The organism is Thermogutta sp. (assembly GCF_039793925.1).
Classification (GTDB): Bacteria; Planctomycetota; Planctomycetia; order Pirellulales; family Thermoguttaceae; genus Thermogutta.
This window is the reverse complement of record NZ_JBAMME010000226.1, coordinates 37,891-55,266: the sequence shown is the minus strand read 5'-3', so window position 1 is coordinate 55,266 and position 17,376 is coordinate 37,891. Positions and strand designations below refer to the sequence as shown.

General features: G+C 55.7%; 12 protein-coding genes. 10 read left to right on the top strand and 2 right to left on the bottom strand.

The annotated features are described in order from the left end of the window. The 6 genes from ABJK56_RS09730 (at position 1) to ABJK56_RS09705 (ending at position 6,942) form a co-directional block, all read left to right on the top strand. Positions 1 to 801 (top strand): lysophospholipid acyltransferase family protein, encoded by an 801-nt coding sequence (locus tag ABJK56_RS09730; RefSeq protein ID WP_347244471.1) that lies wholly within the window; start codon positions 1 to 3, stop codon positions 799 to 801. Positions 802 to 913: 112 nt separating this feature from the next. Then, positions 914 to 2,188 (top strand): exodeoxyribonuclease VII large subunit, encoded by a 1,275-nt coding sequence (gene xseA, locus ABJK56_RS09725; protein ID WP_347244470.1) that lies wholly within the window; start codon positions 914 to 916, stop codon positions 2,186 to 2,188. 438 nt (positions 2,189 to 2,626) lie between these two features. Beyond that, positions 2,627 to 3,400, top strand: coding sequence for a MotA/TolQ/ExbB proton channel family protein (locus ABJK56_RS09720; protein WP_347244469.1), 774 nt, complete (start codon positions 2,627 to 2,629; stop codon positions 3,398 to 3,400). Positions 3,401 to 3,411: 11 nt separating this feature from the next. Beyond that, entirely contained in the window at positions 3,412 to 3,825 is a 414-nt protein-coding gene (locus tag ABJK56_RS09715) for a biopolymer transporter ExbD (RefSeq protein WP_347244468.1), read from the top strand. A gap of 34 nt (positions 3,826 to 3,859) precedes the next feature. Next, the gene (locus tag ABJK56_RS09710) at positions 3,860 to 4,303 is read left to right on the top strand and encodes a biopolymer transporter ExbD (RefSeq protein WP_347244467.1); all 444 of its coding nucleotides are present in this window, start codon (positions 3,860 to 3,862) and stop codon (positions 4,301 to 4,303) included. Next, positions 4,300 to 6,942 (top strand): hypothetical protein, encoded by a 2,643-nt coding sequence (locus ABJK56_RS09705; RefSeq protein WP_347244466.1) that lies wholly within the window; start codon positions 4,300 to 4,302, stop codon positions 6,940 to 6,942. Before ABJK56_RS09710 ends, ABJK56_RS09705 begins: the two co-directional genes overlap by 4 nt. 2 nt (positions 6,943 to 6,944) lie before the next feature. Here ABJK56_RS09705 and ABJK56_RS09700 read toward each other — a convergent pair whose 3' ends face one another. Together ABJK56_RS09700 and ABJK56_RS09695 are read right to left on the bottom strand one after the other, a co-directional pair. Continuing rightward, complete coding sequence (locus ABJK56_RS09700) at positions 6,945 to 9,746, bottom strand: GDSL-type esterase/lipase family protein (RefSeq protein ID WP_347244465.1); 2,802 nt, start codon at positions 9,744 to 9,746, stop codon at positions 6,945 to 6,947. A gap of 184 nt (positions 9,747 to 9,930) precedes the next feature. Then, the gene (locus tag ABJK56_RS09695; protein WP_347244464.1) at positions 9,931 to 11,280 is read right to left on the bottom strand and encodes a Gfo/Idh/MocA family oxidoreductase; all 1,350 of its coding nucleotides are present in this window, start codon (positions 11,278 to 11,280) and stop codon (positions 9,931 to 9,933) included. A gap of 672 nt (positions 11,281 to 11,952) precedes the next feature. Between ABJK56_RS09695 and folE the strand changes: the two genes are divergently transcribed. The 4 genes from folE to ABJK56_RS09675 all read left to right on the top strand — a co-directional run bounded on the left by folE (position 11,953) and on the right by ABJK56_RS09675 (position 17,179). Beyond that, positions 11,953 to 12,624 carry a GTP cyclohydrolase I FolE gene (gene folE, locus ABJK56_RS09690; RefSeq protein ID WP_347244463.1) on the top strand — a complete coding sequence of 224 codons (672 nt, stop codon included), beginning with the start codon at positions 11,953 to 11,955 and terminating at the stop codon, positions 12,622 to 12,624. 26 nt (positions 12,625 to 12,650) lie between these two features. Next, the gene (locus tag ABJK56_RS09685; RefSeq protein ID WP_347244462.1) at positions 12,651 to 15,842 is read left to right on the top strand and encodes an FAD-binding protein; all 3,192 of its coding nucleotides are present in this window, start codon (positions 12,651 to 12,653) and stop codon (positions 15,840 to 15,842) included. Between the two features lie 33 nt (positions 15,843 to 15,875). Beyond that, a complete protein-coding gene (locus ABJK56_RS09680) occupies positions 15,876 to 16,343 on the top strand; it encodes a YkgJ family cysteine cluster protein (protein WP_347244461.1) in 468 nt (155 codons plus the stop codon). A gap of 512 nt (positions 16,344 to 16,855) precedes the next feature. Then, on the top strand, positions 16,856 to 17,179 hold the full coding sequence (locus ABJK56_RS09675) for an HU family DNA-binding protein (RefSeq protein ID WP_347244460.1): 324 nt from the start codon (positions 16,856 to 16,858) through the stop codon (positions 17,177 to 17,179). The last annotated feature ends 197 nt before the right edge of the window (positions 17,180 to 17,376 follow it).

Genomic DNA, 17,376 nt, shown 5'->3' with positions numbered 1-17,376 from the left:
ATGGCGCAGCCAGGTAAGCTTTCCGGAGATGGATCGCCGAAATGGCCTGTGAGGGTGGCTGCCCACGTGACAGCGCTGCTCCTCCGTACCTGGATGAGTACACTGGACTACCGGGTGTGTTACGAAGATCGCAGTATCGACCCTGTATATCCTGAATGTATAGGCCCAAAACTCTATCTGTTTTGGCATGAATATATTCTATTTCCGCTTTATTTACGGGGACATTGTTATTTAACAATGCTCGTATCCCGGCACAGAGATGCGAATTTGTTGACCGAAGTGGCCAAGGTTTTGGGATTTGATTTTGTTCGGGGTTCAAGCCGTCGGGGAGGCGATCAGGCCCTTCGTCAATTACTGGATGTCGGACGGTGTCGCCATCTCACGATTACACCCGATGGTCCTCGTGGACCACGGCGACAGATGGCTCCGGGGGCAGTCTACGTGGCATCGCGGTTGGGGGTACCGATTGTGCTAATGGGGTTTGGGTACAATAAACCGTGGCGTTTGAACAGTTGGGATCGGTTTGCCATTCCGCGGCCGTTTTCGAGGGCGCGTGCCATCACCAGCGCACCCATCACGATTCCGCAGAACCTGGATAGAGAAGGCATCGAATATTATCGCCAAATGCTGGAGAACCAGTTAAATGTGCTGACGGAGGCCGCTGAGGAGTGGGCTGAGAGTGGCGAGTCTCGGGAGAATGAGATGGCCCTGTTCAAGGCCCGGGCGGCTCATCCACCTTGGGAATGTCGTCGAGAAGGCATCGCAATTGGTGTGGATCCGTTGAATCGGTCGGCATACTAGGCAAAGCCTTTTAAACGATAGCTTCCCACTGGCTTATAAAGATTTTGGTTATCCATCGAAAAAACTGTCAAATTGAGCGCATCCTTATCTCTGTGATTATTTCGGGACAGCGATGTCAGACGAGTATATTTTTCCATCGCGGTTATTCGATAGTCAGTCGCACGTTTTTACGGTCTCTGAACTGACAGTCCTCGTCAAAGAGGTCTTGGAGAATGTGTTTGCCAGTGTGGCCGTCATTGGAGAGGTGGCAGATTTGTCAGTGGCCAGGTCGGGCCATTGTTATTTCACACTCAAAGATGAAGGGGCGCAACTGCCGGCCGTCATCTGGCGATCGCAGCGCGAACGGCTCACGTTCGACCTGCATGACGGTTTGCAGGTATTTTGCCGAGGGAGGCTGGACGTTTATCCGCCACACGGGCGGTATCAACTAATTGTGGAGGAAATTGAGCCGAGCGGCTGGGGTGCCAAAGAGCTTGCCCTCCGGCGACTCAAAGAGCGCCTGGCGCGGGAGGGATTATTCGATGCAGCTCGGAAGCGCCCTCTACCTCGCTGGCCCCGTCGAATCGGTGTGGTCACAAGTCCCACAGGGGCGGCAATTCACGATTTCCTGACCGCCCTGCGGGGACGCTTTCGAGCGGTAGACGTGCTCATTATCCCCGTGAAGGTTCAGGGGGAAGGCGCTGCCGAGGAGATCACGGAGGCATTTCAATGGCTGGAAAAATACGATTGGAACCTGGATGTGATTGTTCTCACTCGCGGTGGTGGAAGTATTGAGGACCTCTGGGCATTCAATGAGGAAAGTGTTGTGCGGGCAGTTGCGAGTTCAAGGATTCCGGTGGTGTCTGCAGTCGGCCATGAAATAGACGTGACGCTCGCGGATCTGGCGGCGGATGTACGAGCATTGACACCTACGGACGCAGCTTCCAAAGTGGTACCCTCCCAGGAAGAATTGGAAGCACTCTTGACAAGCTACGCCATGCGACTTCGCGCTCATCTCAATTTACGGTTGAAAGCGGTGCGGACGCAGTTGGAAGGCCTGGCTTCTCGTCCTGTGTTCCGTTTTCCCAAAGATTTGATTTACAATCGCAGTCAGCAGATTGATGAATGGGAACGGCGTCTCCAGGAGGCTGGCGACCGGCTGCTCGAGCGGAAGCGGATGACGCTTAGCGGTGTGGCCGCGCGACTCGAATCGCTCAGTCCCCTGGGGGTGCTTTCCCGCGGCTACTCGATGACGCTGACGTATCCGCAGGGAGCCGTGGTCCGGGAAGCAGCATCACTCTCCCCCGGTGATGTGGTACAAACTCGGCTGCACCGGGGAAGCTTCCTCAGTCGCGTCGAGAAAATAAACGGCGAGGGCGAACCTGTTCGTTTAGACCGCCCAGTATGATAGAACATTTCTCAGGAGGCAATCTGACCGTGACCCGCGCTGGGAAACGGTGGTTATGAAACGATCGTCAGGCATTTCAGGGTTGTTGGCGAGCATTGGTGGCTAAAGAAAGGATGTTGAAAAATTCGGTCATTTGTCAGCGTCGAGGTTGGTCGCAGAGGACGCCTCTTAGGGCGTTGCAGAGCGGGAACCATGCAGCAGACGCTCGATCGTGAAACAACACACATCAGGCATCGCTTGCGAGCAGGCTGTGTGGGCCTGCTGGGAGCGTTGATCCTTTGCACGGTTCCTTTTTGCGCGAATTCAATTCGCGCGGCTCCAACAGGGCGGTTCGATGGCTTCAGAGTGGGGTTTGAGGCAGCACCATTTCTGCCACTTCCCGAACCAAAGTCTCCGCCTCCGCAGTCGGCAGAAGCGAGGCCGGACTCGGGCGAAACAATGACCCAGAAAGCGCGAACAGCAACTAACTCACAGGAACCGCGGGTTGATCAGCCTTTGGCTCCCAGAGAAGCCGGGGAGTCGCCGTCCCGGCATTCCTCGTTTGGAGTATGGGAGATTATCAAAGCAGGCGGGACGGTCGGGTTTCTCATCATTGGCCTTTCCCTCGTGGCTGGTGCGCTGGTTGTGGAGCAGCTTATAACGCTTCGCAAAGCGGTGCTCATGCCCGCGGAGGTTCTGAGCCAATTGGCGCAGGCTCTGTCGGCTCGCGATCTGAAGGGGCTGGTGGCGATTTGCGAGAGCAACCCGTGCATTTTCACGGAAGTGCTTAAAGCCGGGGTGATCGAGTGGGAAGGCGGATGGCACCAGGTGGAAAAAGCACTCGAAGATGCGCTTACGGAATACACTGCAAGACTGCTTCGCAAGGTGGAGTACCTCTCTGTGATCGGTAACCTGGCCCCGATGTTGGGACTATTGGGAACGGTGGTGGGTATGATCCTGGCATTTAAAACGGTGGCCGAAACGCAGGGTGCCGCGCGGGCAGCGGATTTGGCACAGGCTATTTACCTGGCCCTTGTGACGACCGTGGAAGGTTTGATCGTGGCCATTCCCTCGCTGGCTGCATATGCCTATTTTCGTAATCGCGTGGACGAATTGATGGCAGAGGTAGCCGTTGCCTTGCAGCAACTTCTGGCACCCTTGCGGCGGCGCCGCCTGGCAACAAAGCCTCCTGCAGGTTCTCCAACAACACCGCCCTCGGGGCCTGTTCACTAATGAGAGCGAGCGTGCGTCCCCTTAGATTGCCGGTGAAGCTCAATCTCACGCCGATGATCGACGTAACCTTCCAGCTTATTTTGTTCTTTTTGCTGGCTGGACATCTGGCGCAACAGGAAAGCTCTGTTGATCTGGATCTACCCATGGCACAGACCGGCCACAAAGCGGTGGAAAGTCCTACCCGACGAGTGGTTATTAATGTGACCCAGGATGGAACTCTCATTCTCAGTGGTGAAACAATTGATTTGGAACGCCTGGGTCAAATCCTCGCAGCGGATCGGAGGGCGAACGAATCTATTGAGGTGCGAATCCGTACGGATCGCCGGACACCCTACGGAAAAATAGCACCCCTTCTCCTTCGTTGTGCGGAGAGCGGCATCTGGAATGTTTCCTTTGCGGTTATTGGGGAGGAGATGTCCCCGTAGAAGACCGCAAATTTATGGTGGATCAGGATGCGTCATGAGGCGGCAATCAGTCTTGAACGAGAGACAGGACCTGGATTTGCCGATGACACCTATGATCGACGTCGTCTTTCAGTTGATCATTTTTTTCCTCTGCACAACCCGATTCACACCGCTTGAGCAGGTCCTGCCCACTCCCCTCGATGAAGCCGGCGGATCGCGGAGTGTCGAGTCGCTTCCACCAGAAGTTATGAATCTGACGGAAGTCGTCATCAAGCTGACTGACGGGCAGCCGGTCAAAATTACCCTTAATAATCGGCAGATGGCCAATTTCAACGAGCTCGGGGTGACGCTTCGGGCCGTTGCTCGAGTTCGCGTGGATGTTCCCGTGGTTATCGATGCAAGCTTTGAAGTTTCCATGCAGGACGTCATCCAGACGTACGATTTATGCCGAAAGCTCGGTTTCCAGAGAATCCATCTAGCGGCTCCGCAGCGCTCATGAAATGGTTTTCTGCTTTTCTCGTTATCTTTTTAAATTTGATATTGGTGCCATCGCAGGGCACGGCGGACATTTCGGAAGACCTTCAGTTCATTCAATCATTGCGGTCTCGCCGGCTCTTTCGGATCGCCGAGTATCAGTGCCAGCTCTCGTTGCAAAGACCAGGCTTAAGCACAAGTGACAAGGCGGAACTCACCATCCAGTTTCTGGAAACGCTCAATGAGCATGCCCTTTATGCCGACATTGCCGGGCGGAGCGCCTGCTGGCAACAGGCTCAGCAATTGACCAGTAGCTTCGAGAAGGACCATGCTGATTCTGACTGGAGTCTCGTCGTGGGACTGGCAGGCGTCAAAGTTCTCGTCGAGCAGGGAAAAATCCTGCGGGAGGAAGCCGAGCTGACTCTTCTGGCCACTTCGTCTTCCTCTTCACCTGCGGATGAGATTATGATGCCCGCGCGAACGATTCTCCGAAAGGCTGGGGAGAAACTGAAGACCCTCCGTGAAAAAATTGCCGAATCACTGAGACGGCTGCACAAGGTGCCGGAGACGGAGGGCCTCCGACTTGGGGAACAACAACTTCTGAGCCTCGAAAGGCAAGCCCAGCTCTGGACAGCGCTTGCCGCGTTTGAACTGGGACGGACCTATCCTGCCGGGTCCGACGACTATCTCGCTATGCTCAATGAAGCGGCGAGCAACCTGCGTATGCTCAGCGAGTTGCCGCTGACACATCCGTTGGGTTTTCCCGCACGCCTCTATTACGCGGATGTCAGGCGTTTGCTCGGTCAAAAGGAAGAGGCCTGGAAAATACTGGACAATCTCAATAATGAGGCACTCTCTGAACGCCAACAGCAGCAACTGCTTGCGGCGCGTTTGCAATGGGTTACCACCTTCAAGGAAGAGCAACTGGCCAAAACGCTCTTTCAGAAGGCCGCGGGAGTTGAATTCGCTTCTTCACCGCCTTTGACCTACGCGATGCTTGAGGCGGCTGTTTGGTTTTGGCAAGCTGCAATGGAGAAAAAAGATCATAGTTCTGAGGAGTGGGAGGCGCAAATCAAAAAGCTGGTCGAAATCCTCCGACAGAGCGGGTCCACGTACTGGACGCACCGGGGAGAACTCCTCGTGGCGCGTGCCGCTTCCGCAAGTACCACTGCAAGCAGCACCACCCTCAATCTCTATGTGGCGGACAACGCCTACCGGGCTGGAAGGTGGCAAGAGGCCCTGGCAGCTTATGATCGTGTTGCCCAAGTGGCACAAAAGGCTGGGGAGGAAGACGTGGCTTTTCAGTGCGGTTGGGCTGCTGCGGCTATCGCACAGGAACAGTCACTGCATGAAGAGGCGTGGCAGCGGTTCAGAACGCTTTCGCGGGAGTTCCCTCGCCACGCAAAGGCCCCTGAAGCGGCTTTTCTGGCGGTCGTCAATCTTGGTCGGCTGGTAGCAAAAGACCAAAATAAATACCTGACGACCTATGAGACAGAACTCCGCGACTATCTTAACAGATTTCCCCTGGGTGAAGAGGCTTACCTCGTTCGATTTCGCCTTGCGCAACTCCTTGAGTATCAGTCAAGAATACAGGAGGCCGTTGGTGCGTATCTGGACTTCCTTGAGCAGTTGCCAGCAGAAAGCGCGAATGGAGGAAGCCGCACGCCTGATCAGGATGGCCATTCGAATGGACAGTTACCAGAGAGTACACGACAAGCCGTACTGGAAAAAGTGTTTTTGGGACTCGATCGGTGCCTAGCCGTTCTCTTCGAAGGAGCAGCGCACGATTCATCCGAAGAGGCTCACCAGGTGGCCCAGCGGCTTCATACCTGGAGCATCGCCAACAAAACTGGTACCGCGGATCAACGATATCGACTTATAGCCGAGGAGCGTGCGATCCGTCTGTTGCTGTGGGAGGGAAGAGATCCCGTCCTTGCGGAAAAAATCTTGCTGACACGCTTTCCTGATCCGGATCACTTTTGGAAAGAATTCCGTACGTTGGGCGAAGACATGTCAGTCAAATCGCAGTGGATAACCCTTTGGCTGGAGGTTATGGCACAATTGGGGCAAGAAAAAGAGGCGCAGTATTGGTGCGAACAACTTCGCAATTTGGAGTTCGATGTTCGCTGGGAGTGGGCGACCAGCGTCACGGGGAAACTTTCCCGGACAAAACCGGAGCGAGTTCAGGCTGTCGCGAGATGGGTTGTTGCGGCGGTGCCCGACTTTATCGAGCAATATGCTGCGCATTCCCGAGACTGGAGGTTGGAAGCCGGTCTGAAGTATGCCCGGCTGTTAGTCATGGCAAACTTGCGTGACGAGTCGCTGCAGTGGATGCGGCGGCTAGCCCAGGAGTTTCCCGAAAATGGGGAAATCCAGGAAAATCTTGCACTCCTCTTGGCTTATGCGGACGACGATGCTTTACGAAGCGAGTCCCTCCAGAAATTTCAGGAAATTGCCCGGCGAACTCCGGAGGGATCTCCTCGGTGGTTTCGGGCGAAGTACATGACGGCCTGGCTGCTCCACAATTTGGGGAAAACGCGGGATGCCTGGGACGTTCTGAGTCTCCTCGAAACTCTCCATCCGGACCTGGGAGGAGAGCCACTGCGGAGCAAAATCCTGTCCCTCAAAGAGCAGTGCCAGAGACACTGGACGCAAAGCAGATAGACTCACCCAGATTTTGTCGGTAGCTTGTTGCCCAGCAATTTCTCGACCATCGGTTTCAGAAGCTCCGACCACAATTCGTAGCCGTTATCGCTCAGATGAAGTCCGTCCTTGACGAAAAGCTCTGGTCGTGGATGCCCATCCGGCCCCAGCATTGGTTTTTCTATGTCCAGGAAGTACGCGTCTAATTCTGGATGCGCCCGGCAGTATTCCTCAATGACGTTGTTGGCGGCACGAATCCTCTCTATAAGGTGCCATCGGGCAAGCGACGGCTTGATCCCGATAAAAATGACGGGGGCGGTGACCCTTTCGGAACGGATCGTTTTTAGGAAATCGGCGAAGCGCCGACAAACGATTTCCGGCGATGCCCCGGCAGCAATGTCGTTATCCCCGGCATAGAACACAATCAATCGGGGATGATAAGGAATGACAATGCGCTTGGCATAGTGGGTGACCTCGTGAATCTGTGAGCCGCCAAAACCCCGATTGAGCGCGATCCAATGGGGAAACCACCGAGACACGTCCCATCGAACGATGCTGGAACTTCCCACGAAAAGAATGGCTCCCTTGGGTGGAGGATGAAGCTTGTCCGCCTCTTCGAATTCTCTGATAACGGGTTCCCAACGTTCCGGTCCCGTGTCTTTTTTCTTCTCTTCGTAACTCGCGAGCCTGGCGGAGAGTACATGACGCCGTGACACCTGTGCGTGATCCGTGCGGCGCGGACCGATTTCTTCAAAAGGAATTGTCTCAAAACCTGGAAGCGAGGACTGAACGGGTGCGTCTGGCTTCAGCTGCCAGTCTTCTGCCTCGGGATTGACAAAGAAACGGCTGGTGGCCTCGAGCGGAAGCGTCACATTGTTTTCCATCACGATATACGATCGTGCGCGATTCTCAATATTTGCCCAGGTTCCTCCGAAGCAGAAGTTTTTGCGAATGATATTGCCTTTCGGAGCGGCTGGTTCATCTTCCAGGATATTGACCAGCGCTGGATAGGAGTTTCGCCAGAGCTCACTCTGATAGGGTACGGCTTTAAGGCGTTGCATCATCGTGGTGGGCACGTGGTAGGAAGCCCAGCCAAGGCCTCGGGCGTCCACGTGCACAGCCGGCCGGCAATCGATGAAAATGTTATTTTCTACGAGATTGTCACGCCCGCCTCCGATAAATGCAGCACGTGTTACTCGATAAAAGATATTCCTGACAATCTGGGTTCCGCAGAACATATCGTCGAGGTAAACGCCCATACATCCGCGGTCTTGAAAACCGGATATATGGTGAAAGTAATTGCAAGAGATGACAGTGCCTCGCATGGTCCAGTCGCGGCCGCCGTAGATGGCTCCGGCGTCGTTGGATTCCAGGCACACATGGTCGATCTCATTCCACGAAATCGTATGGTTGTTGCCGGAGAAACCGACTGCCTGGTGGGGCGCATGGTGAATGTGATTGTGGAGGACGTGCTGGCCCACGCCGCCGATCGACACTCCGGCGCGATACATGGGATGAATTTGCCCGTAGTGATGAATTTCGTTGTCCTCGACGACGTGACCCGCGGGCGTGAGCGTGGCCCGATCGCCTCCTCTGGCGGAAACACCCCCTTCACCGAGCTCATGCAGATGACTCTGACGCACCACGCATTGACGACCTTCCCGTATTTGAACCGCCCAACCGCCCGTCAAAAGGAATTCGCAGTTTTCAACAGTACAGTTTTCGCAATTCTCACAGATCAGCGCGGTCCCGCGACAGTGGGCGAGCTTGAGACCCCGCAAGGTGACATTCTTTACCGAAACCAGCCGGATAATCTCCGAGATGACAGACACGGTGGGCTGGCCGCCTTCAAGCTGAGCGGCATCGGTGGGGGAGTCGGGCGGCCAGAAATAGAGCTGGCCGGTCTCTCGGTCCAGGTAGTATTCACCCGGCGCGTCGAGTTCGCTGAGGAGATTGAACGCGTACCACCACTGTCCTTTCCGATAGCCATAGTAATGGTATGGTGGTTTAACAGCAATCAGCGATCGACTGGGGTCAATGACAGCAATCGGATGTCGCTGATCGGACCAGTCCCAAAACCAGTAACCGTGAACCCAGGGGTCTTTTTCCTTCAGCCAGCGGGATGGGCGGTCGCCTTCGTAGATAAACTTGCCGACTTTATCACCCTTTGCACCACGGACATCGACAGGCTGTTCACCGAGGACGTCGACGATTTTAGTAAAACCTTCGTTGGGCCAGCGTCCCAATGTCATTCGGTGGTTGTAATAGAAAAGCTCGAGACCTCCACCTCCCGCCGAACCGTAATCTGAGATACCGAGTGCTTTGAGGTCGGCGATGAACACATGATCGCGCGCCTCTTGAGGCAGAAGCGGCGAGATATTGGCCACCTCACGGGCAGGTTTCCAGTTCGTGAGGAGTCGTCCGCCACTCCACAGAACCGAGCCAGGCGTTGCCGCTTCAAACTCGAGACTGGCGATTGAGTTCGGAAGACCCTGGAGGTTGATGGGTTCGGACAATTCCAGCCGTCCAGGTTCACAAACAATCTTAACCTTGACAGGCGTATTCTTTTCCCCGAGCTGATGCAAAGTGTGGACAAGTGGAGCGAGCGTCTGCCACGGACCGCTGCGATGCTCGGGATCTGGGGAGCGAGATAACCCAGACCAGCCGTCATTTCCCTGGGGAGAAACGTAGAACGTAACTTCACGCTCTGCGACCGGTTCTGCTAATGAGGCGTTTCCCCAGAAGGATAACCAACTGACGGTCAAGGAACTGAAAATCGCCCAGCGCACACGACTGACTTTCATTTGGGCAAGGTGGGAAAACATGATGTCACCTCTGCTTGTTCGACAAAATAAACAAAAGCCACGCACCCCTGCAGCACTATTCCCTTGCGGCACTCACGCGACTTGGGGGAAAACGCCAACGTACAACAACACTCTCCATTGGTTGCAGGCTGCGCCGCAAGGGCGTGCGAAACGCAATCGTACACGCTCTATGTGCCCCGGGTTATCAAACCTGCTCGGGATTGGGGTGTTGCCACGGGGCACGGTAGCTGCGTGCCAGCCGTTGGTTGGCAGCCTCATCGCCGACCACCTGGAGCTTTTCCGGGTCCCAGGTGATGTCGCGCCCAAGCTCCAGGGAGATATTAGCGAGGATGCAGCAGGCGGAGGAAATGAAACCCTGCTCGATGTCGGCTACTGGGCGGCTCCTGGAATCCACGGCGTCCAGAAAGTTTCGAATGTGCCGGCGAATCGCCGGGGCCACATGCCGCTCGAGGTCCTTTTCCGTTCGATCTTCGGGATATTCATCCAGCTCGTACTGCACATCCTGATGGACCGGTTCCCCCTGCCCTTCCGGGATAAAATCGTAACGGAACACGCTCGCGTGGAGAGTACCTTTGTCGCCGTAGAAAGTCGCTCCCCACGGATAATCAGGGTTGGGAGCCTTGCCCCATGTTCGATGTTCCCACACGACCGTCGCGTCGCCGAAATCGAAGACGGCCGTTTGTGTGTCCGGAACATTGGCCATGCTGTCTTTGTCCACGAGAATGCCGCCTGCCGATGAGATCCGTTTGGGCCAACCGAGATCCAGCATCCATCGCACCATGTCCAGCATATGGATACACATGTCTCCAATAATTCCGTTGCCGAATTCTTTGAAGGAACGCCATCCCCGGGGATGAATGGCTGGATTGTAAGGGCGGTACGGCGCGGGACCGCACCAGAAATCCCAATCCAAGTAGTCAGGAGGCTGTTGGTCGGGAACCTGTCCCCGCCGCCTCATATGGTAATAGCAATAAATTTCGACATGGCCGATTTTGCCGAGTTTGCCCTCTTTGATAAAACGGTCCCGGGCTTCGATGAGATGAGGCGTGCTCCGCCGCTGTGTATTGACTTGCACCACGCGGTTGTATTTCCTCGCGGCGGCCACCATCGCAGCCCCTTCAACCACGTCCACGCTGATAGGTTTTTCCACATACACGTCCGCTCCCGCTTTCATGGCCTCGATAGCGGCCAGCGCATGCCAGTGATCCGGAGTGGATACCTGGACGATATCGAACTCGTTTTCCGCCAGCATTTTGCGGAAATCACGATATATCCGGGGCTTTTTGCCGGATTTCTGTCGTTCCGCCACAATCTGAGCCGCTTCCTCGAGCATTCGACCATCGACGTCTGCCAGGGCGACGACTTCGCACGGTTCTACCTGCAGGAAGCGGAGGAGCACGCTCTTCCCATACCAACCGCATCCGATCAAGCCGATGCGCCGAGGTTTGGTGCGAGTTAAGCCCACGGCATAACCCGGCATGGTGGATAGTGTCAGGCCTGCCGCTCCCATTTTGAGAAAGTCGCGTCTGCGCATGGGGTGTCTCCTCGTTGTCCGAAAAATCAACATGCTAATAAAACCTGGCTAATGTCGCGAAACGTAACCCGGATTTCCATTCTCCGAACAATCGTCCGAGGATGTTGTCGATCGAGTGGAAATGACCGGGATCGCTTGCATTGATCCGTTCACGTGCCGAACGTTCACAGCCGCGAACTGTACAATTTGCGGTGAGTGGTCTTTTTTTACATGACTCACCCCGTGCTTGCGGTAGGATACCGGCCGAAGTGGCTCTTGTCCAGTATCGGACCCGTTCGGTCGTTTCGCCTTTCCGCTTGCGGGGTGCGACGTCAGTCCCTACAGAGTTGCCTAGGAAAGCGGTATGATGGTGCTCGGGCCGGTAAATTTTGCAAATCGCGAATCGGAGCTGATCGAGAGTGAAACCGGGTGTGGGACTGCTCAACGGCACTCTTCGCAAGAGATAAGCTGTCCAGAAACATTTTGGGAGATATGATTATTAAATTGATCTGAGATAGTCGGAAAAAGTTGTCGATTCACGCGAGAAGGGGATGTGAGGATTCCGGCTGCCGGAGCACGGGATCGACGGGCGAGGTTCCTCCAGAGTTGATGTCCCAATCCCAAGCAAGACTTGTGTTCTCACCGGTTTTGTAAACGAAGCGCACCAGGCCATATTGTTGAGGGTAGTTACCAATGAACCGAGAGGTTGACGCTATTCAGGCAGCCCAATCGTCGCGGGATAGCCAAGAGGCTAGTACGCAGCAGGCGAAAGAAAAACCGTCGCCCACGCAGGATCATCAGGTGGATTTGCAGCGCATTGAAAAGGCTGTGCGAGAAATCCTTTTGGCTGTGGGCGAAGATCCGGACAGAGAAGGTCTGCGGGAGACTCCGGCTCGCGTGGCCCGCATGTACGCCGAGCTGTTCCGCGGGTTGCGGTTGGATCCGCGTCGGCACCTCAAGAAAGTGTTTACTGAAAAATACGACGAAATCGTCGTCGTTAAGGATATTACTTTCGAGAGTGTTTGCGAGCACCATTTGATGCCTTTTATGGGCAAGGCGCACATTGCCTACCTGCCGGGAGGAAAAGTGGTTGGCCTGAGCAAACTGGCGCGGGTGGTGGAGGACGTTTCGCGGCGTCCTCAGGTCCAGGAACGCATGACGGAAGTCATCGCCGACCTGTTGATCGAGGAGCTCGACGCGAAAGGGGTAGCCGTCGTTGTAGAAGCCATTCACACATGCATGACAGTGCGGGGCATTCGCAAACCAGGGGCCGTGTGTGTCACGTCGGCCCTGCGGGGGGCATTTCGCACGAATCCTTCTACCCGAGCGGAAGTGATGACGCTGATCTATAATGGCCGTCATTGACGGCTCGCTTCTCCGGTGGTCATGGTATGGCGATCGATACCTGGGAGCAACAGCGGGTCCGCGTGTACGAGGACCTTTCCGGGTTGGTGAAAGGAAGGGTCCTGGCGGAGCCTGTTCTCTTGGAATTGTTTGCCCGGGATGCCAGTATCTTTCATATTCGCCCCCTGGTCGTCGTTCGGCCCCAATCGACATCCGATGTGTCGGCGTGCCTCCAGTACTGCGCCGAACACCGCATCCCGGTCCACGCGCGGGGCGCAGGCACAGGGATGGCGGGCGAGTGCCTGGGGCCCGGCGTCGTGCTCGATTTTTCGGCTTACATGCGTCGGCTGATCTCTGTCGAAGAGCGTGGCCAATTCGTGCGCGTCCAGCCCGGGGTGGTGTTCGAACGCCTGCAGCGCCACCTCAAAAGCTTGGGCAGGAAAGTGGCGCCAGAACCGTTCAATTCGGAGGTAACCACTATAGGCGGTGCTATCGCTCGGGGAACCTGGACAAGTCGATCTCTCAAATATGGCCTGCTGGGTGATTATGTACGCGAAATGACCGTGTGTCTTGCCGACGGCACCCGCGTCCATTTTGGCCAGGAATCTCTTACAGAGCATGCAGCGTCGCCGACGTTAGCCCCGAAAAGTCGTCTCGTGCTCCAAGTTGCCCAGTTGCTTCGTAACTACGAGCAGAACCGGACGAAGCAAGGACGGCCGAGGCTCCGCTCCGGGTACCGGTTAGAAGGCGTTCTTGCAGATGGCAAACTCAACATGCCGAAGCTACTGGCCGGATCGGAGGGGACACTCGCGGTAATGGTCGAGGCGACTTTGGAGACCGTCCCCGCGCTACCCGGCAGGGCGGTGGGCCTTTTGCTCTTTCCCGAGCTGGAACCCGCGTTTGATGCTGCGCTTGAAATATTAAACTTTCGCCCGCTGGCCTGCGACGTCATGGACCGCCGTCACCTGGGCCTTGCTCGTGAGGCGGAGTCCTGGTTTGGACACCTGATTCCCGAGAGCGTCGAGGCGGCGGTATTGATCGAAATGGAGGGATGGGATGTGGAGGAGGCCCATCAGGAACTTCATGGCTTAATTGAGAATCTGCGGACGCGGAAGCGATTGGAGTTTTCTGCGCAGACAACAACTGACGAATCAGAAATCAATTTTCTGTGGAAGCTGGCAAGAATTCCACAACCCATCCCCCAACTCGGGTCACGTAAATCTCGGCCGTTGCCGGTGGCGGACGATGTGGCCGTTCCACCTGAGCAGCTTGGCGCGTGCGTTTTCGCCCTGCAACACCTGCTCAACAAACTGGAAGTCTCTGCCGCTGTCTACTGTCAGGTCAGTCAGGGTCAGATTTACCTTCAGCCGTTTCTGCAGGAATCGGAACTTAGCAATCCCGAGCGAATAAGAGCGATCTGCGATGCAGTGTATGAACATGTTCTCAACTGTGGCGGGGGCGTGGGCCTCGGGCGTGGATGTGGGCTGAGTCGCAGCGCCTATCTGGCCCGCCAATGGGGACCGGAATACTCGCTCCTTGTGGAGCTCAAAAAAATATTTGATCCCCTGGGGCTTCTGAACCCGGGAAAAATCGTGGTGGATTCCCACACACGTGAATGGTGGCAGTATCTGGGCCGTCATGTCGGAGCCGATTGGATTGCTCTTTCCGCTTCCGGCACAGGCACTGCGGGTTCGGAGGACGCCGTTGATGAGACGAACACTCGCAACCGAGAACCGACCGTAGAAACCACTCCGACCTCCTGTACCGAAGCTGAGGTAGGGCTTCGAGACCCCCAGCTTACAAACGGGCGGACGGCATCAGCGCATGGGAGCGCGGTGAAAACGGATGATTCGAATCTTTCACCCGAGGGCAACCAGTCGGATGAGCGTCTGCCGGACATTCTTGTTTCACAGCTCGACTGGCATCCCGCAGCGGTGGCGTCCGTGGTGGCTCAATGCACGGCATGCGGCCATTGCCGTACGCAGCGCCCTGCTCTGCGGATGTGTCCGCTTTTTCGCTCCCAACCATTCGAAGAGGCGTCGCCACGGGCCAAGGTCACTCTCGTTAAGGCTGTCTTAACGGGAGAATTACCGCTCGAGACCATTACGGAAGATACCTTTCGCGCAATTGCCGACCTATGTGTGCATTGCCACATGTGTCGGGTGGAATGCCCCGCACAGGTGGATGTGCCTTATCTGATGCTGGAAGCCAAAACGGCGAATACTGCTGCCCATGGCCTTCCATTTTCGGACTGGCTACTCAATCGTGTGGAGACATTGGCGGCATGGGGCGCCCGGGCTGCACCGTTTATAAATTGGGCGTTGCAAAATAAGCAATTTCGGTGGCTCCTGGAAAAGGTTGCCGGTATTGCCCACGCACGCAAATTGCCCCGTCTGCAAAAAACAAGTTTTCTGCGAATCGCAGCCAGACGCCGGCTCCATCGACCGGTGCGCGATGCCAAGCCCAGGGTCGCCTACTTTGTGGATGTGTTTGCAAATTGGTTCGATCACCGCTTGGCTGAGGCTTTGGTTGCGGTGTTTGAGCATAATGGAATTGGGGTTTACGTCCCTCTCGAGCAGCGAACTGCCGGAACGGCAGCGCTCACCTCGGGAGATGCCGATTATGCCAGGCGGGTGGCACGTCGAAACGTGGCGGTATTGGTGGAAGCCGTTCGTCAGGGGTACGATGTGGTGACCGCAGAGCCGGCGGCGGCCCTCAGCCTGACTCGGGAATATCCCCAGGTCCTCGATGACGAGGACGCGCGGCTCGTGGCCGCTCACACGTTTGACGCCTGCGATTATTTGTACCGGCTTTATGAAGCGGGCAAATTGCGGTTGGACTTCCGAGGGCTGCCGCTCAGGTTGATGTATCACTGGCCCTGTCGCCTTCGGGCACTGGGTGTCGGACAGCCTGGACGTCAACTTCTCGAACTTGTCCCTGATCTTCACGTCGTGATGGGACCGGACGGATGTTCAGGTATGGCTGGAACCTATGGCCTGAAGCATGCCCATTACCGAACCAGTCTTCGTGTCGGTTGGTCGCTTCTGAACGCGATACGGGACCCGGAGGTAGAGGCCGGAGTCACGGAGTGCAGCACCTGCCGTATTCACATGGAGCAGGCCACGGCCAAACCGACGCTCCACCCGCTCAAGATTCTGGCTTTAGCCTATGGGCTCTGGCCAGGCGGGAAAGACGCTTTGCTTCGACCGAGCCGGGAGCGCACTTTGGCAGAACAGTAGAGTGCAAGTCTTTGGAGTTCTCCAGGAATTAAGATGAGGAAGGATACCAGCACGAACACCAGGCGAATTTCCGTACGACGGACCTCTCCGAGACCGTGGTACGCTGCCGGGCTGCGTTTTGAATGCACGGGATGTGGCTATTGTTGTTCCGGTCAGCCGGGTTATGTGTATGTGACGGAGGAAGAAATTGGAGCTTTAGCCGAGCGGCTGAGGATGGAGATCCAGGAATTCGAAACGCAGTTTGTCCGGTTATTGCCCAGCGGTGAGAAGAGTCTTGTCGAACGTCCAAATGGAGACTGTGTTTTTCTGGACCTCTACAGCCGGCGGTGTCTTGTGTATGAAGTTCGCCCGCGGCAATGTCGCTCCTTTCCATTTTGGCCTTCTCAATTACGCACCGAGCGGGACTGGGAGAAGGTGTGCCGCACCTGTCCGGGCTGTGGCCGGGGACGGGTCTATTCCCAGGAAGAAATTGAGCAACTGGCCCGGCTCATCGACATTTAAAGCTAACCGGTCGGTGGGCGGTGTGCTGATAACATAGGCAATTTTTTGCTTTGAACCGCTTGGGAGAGACCCGCGAAAACTCTCTGACTCGCGTCCGGGGTTCTGCGCGCCATGTTGGGTGTGAAGGAGTCCCCACTGCCCTTCTCCCGTCGCGATAGCCTAGCAGAAGTGGAATAACCACACTCCGTCGGCGCTGCCCGATGACAGTCGTTCAGAATTTTCAATCTGGTTGGAGTTTTCCGAAGTTTCCGCCGATAATGGTTGTGAGCATTCACCACGCTGTGTTATGCGACTTCAGATGCGATGCCGAGAGCGTTGGCATTTTCGGCCTGAGAGTGTCGGAAGAAGCTGTTGAAAACCAACCAAGAGTGCTCCCGGGACGGGTAGGGATTAGCTTCGGAAGAGTCGGGGACTTGACACTAGTTTCGCTCTAACCTAATGTTACAACTGGTCGGTAGGAACGCGGAACAGTGTCGAAACGATTCGACCGAGGTTGATCGGAGGAGCCAATTGTGACAAAGCGAGACATCGTGCGACAGATTGCGGAGGAACTAGGACTCCCTCAGTCGCAGACGCGAGAGGTTGTTCAACGGACGTTCGACGCCATCATCGATATCCTGACCACTGAACACAAAATTGAGCTGCGAAACTTTGGGGTCTTCAAGATCAAGCTGCGAAAGTCGCGGCGAGCAATGAACCCCAAAAAGAAAACGGAGATTCGAGTTCCAGAAAGATTTGTGGTCCGATTTAAACCCGGCAAGGAGTTGAGAAAACGACTCGAAGCGATGTCCAAAAAGCTCAAATCCGGGACTAAGGACGGTGTTCCGAAGGCTTGAACTTGACCTCACCGGGCCACTCTGAGCGAATGTATCGTTGAAATGAGCAAGATCGGCAGCTTCGATTGGGATTCTTGAAACGTGCCGGTTGGATTTGTCTCTCGAAAATTGCAAACGGCGCAAGATAGAGAGAAATCAACGGCGACCAGGGTCCTCAAAAGACCAAATCGGGATTTTGGTGCAACGGAGTGCCCCAT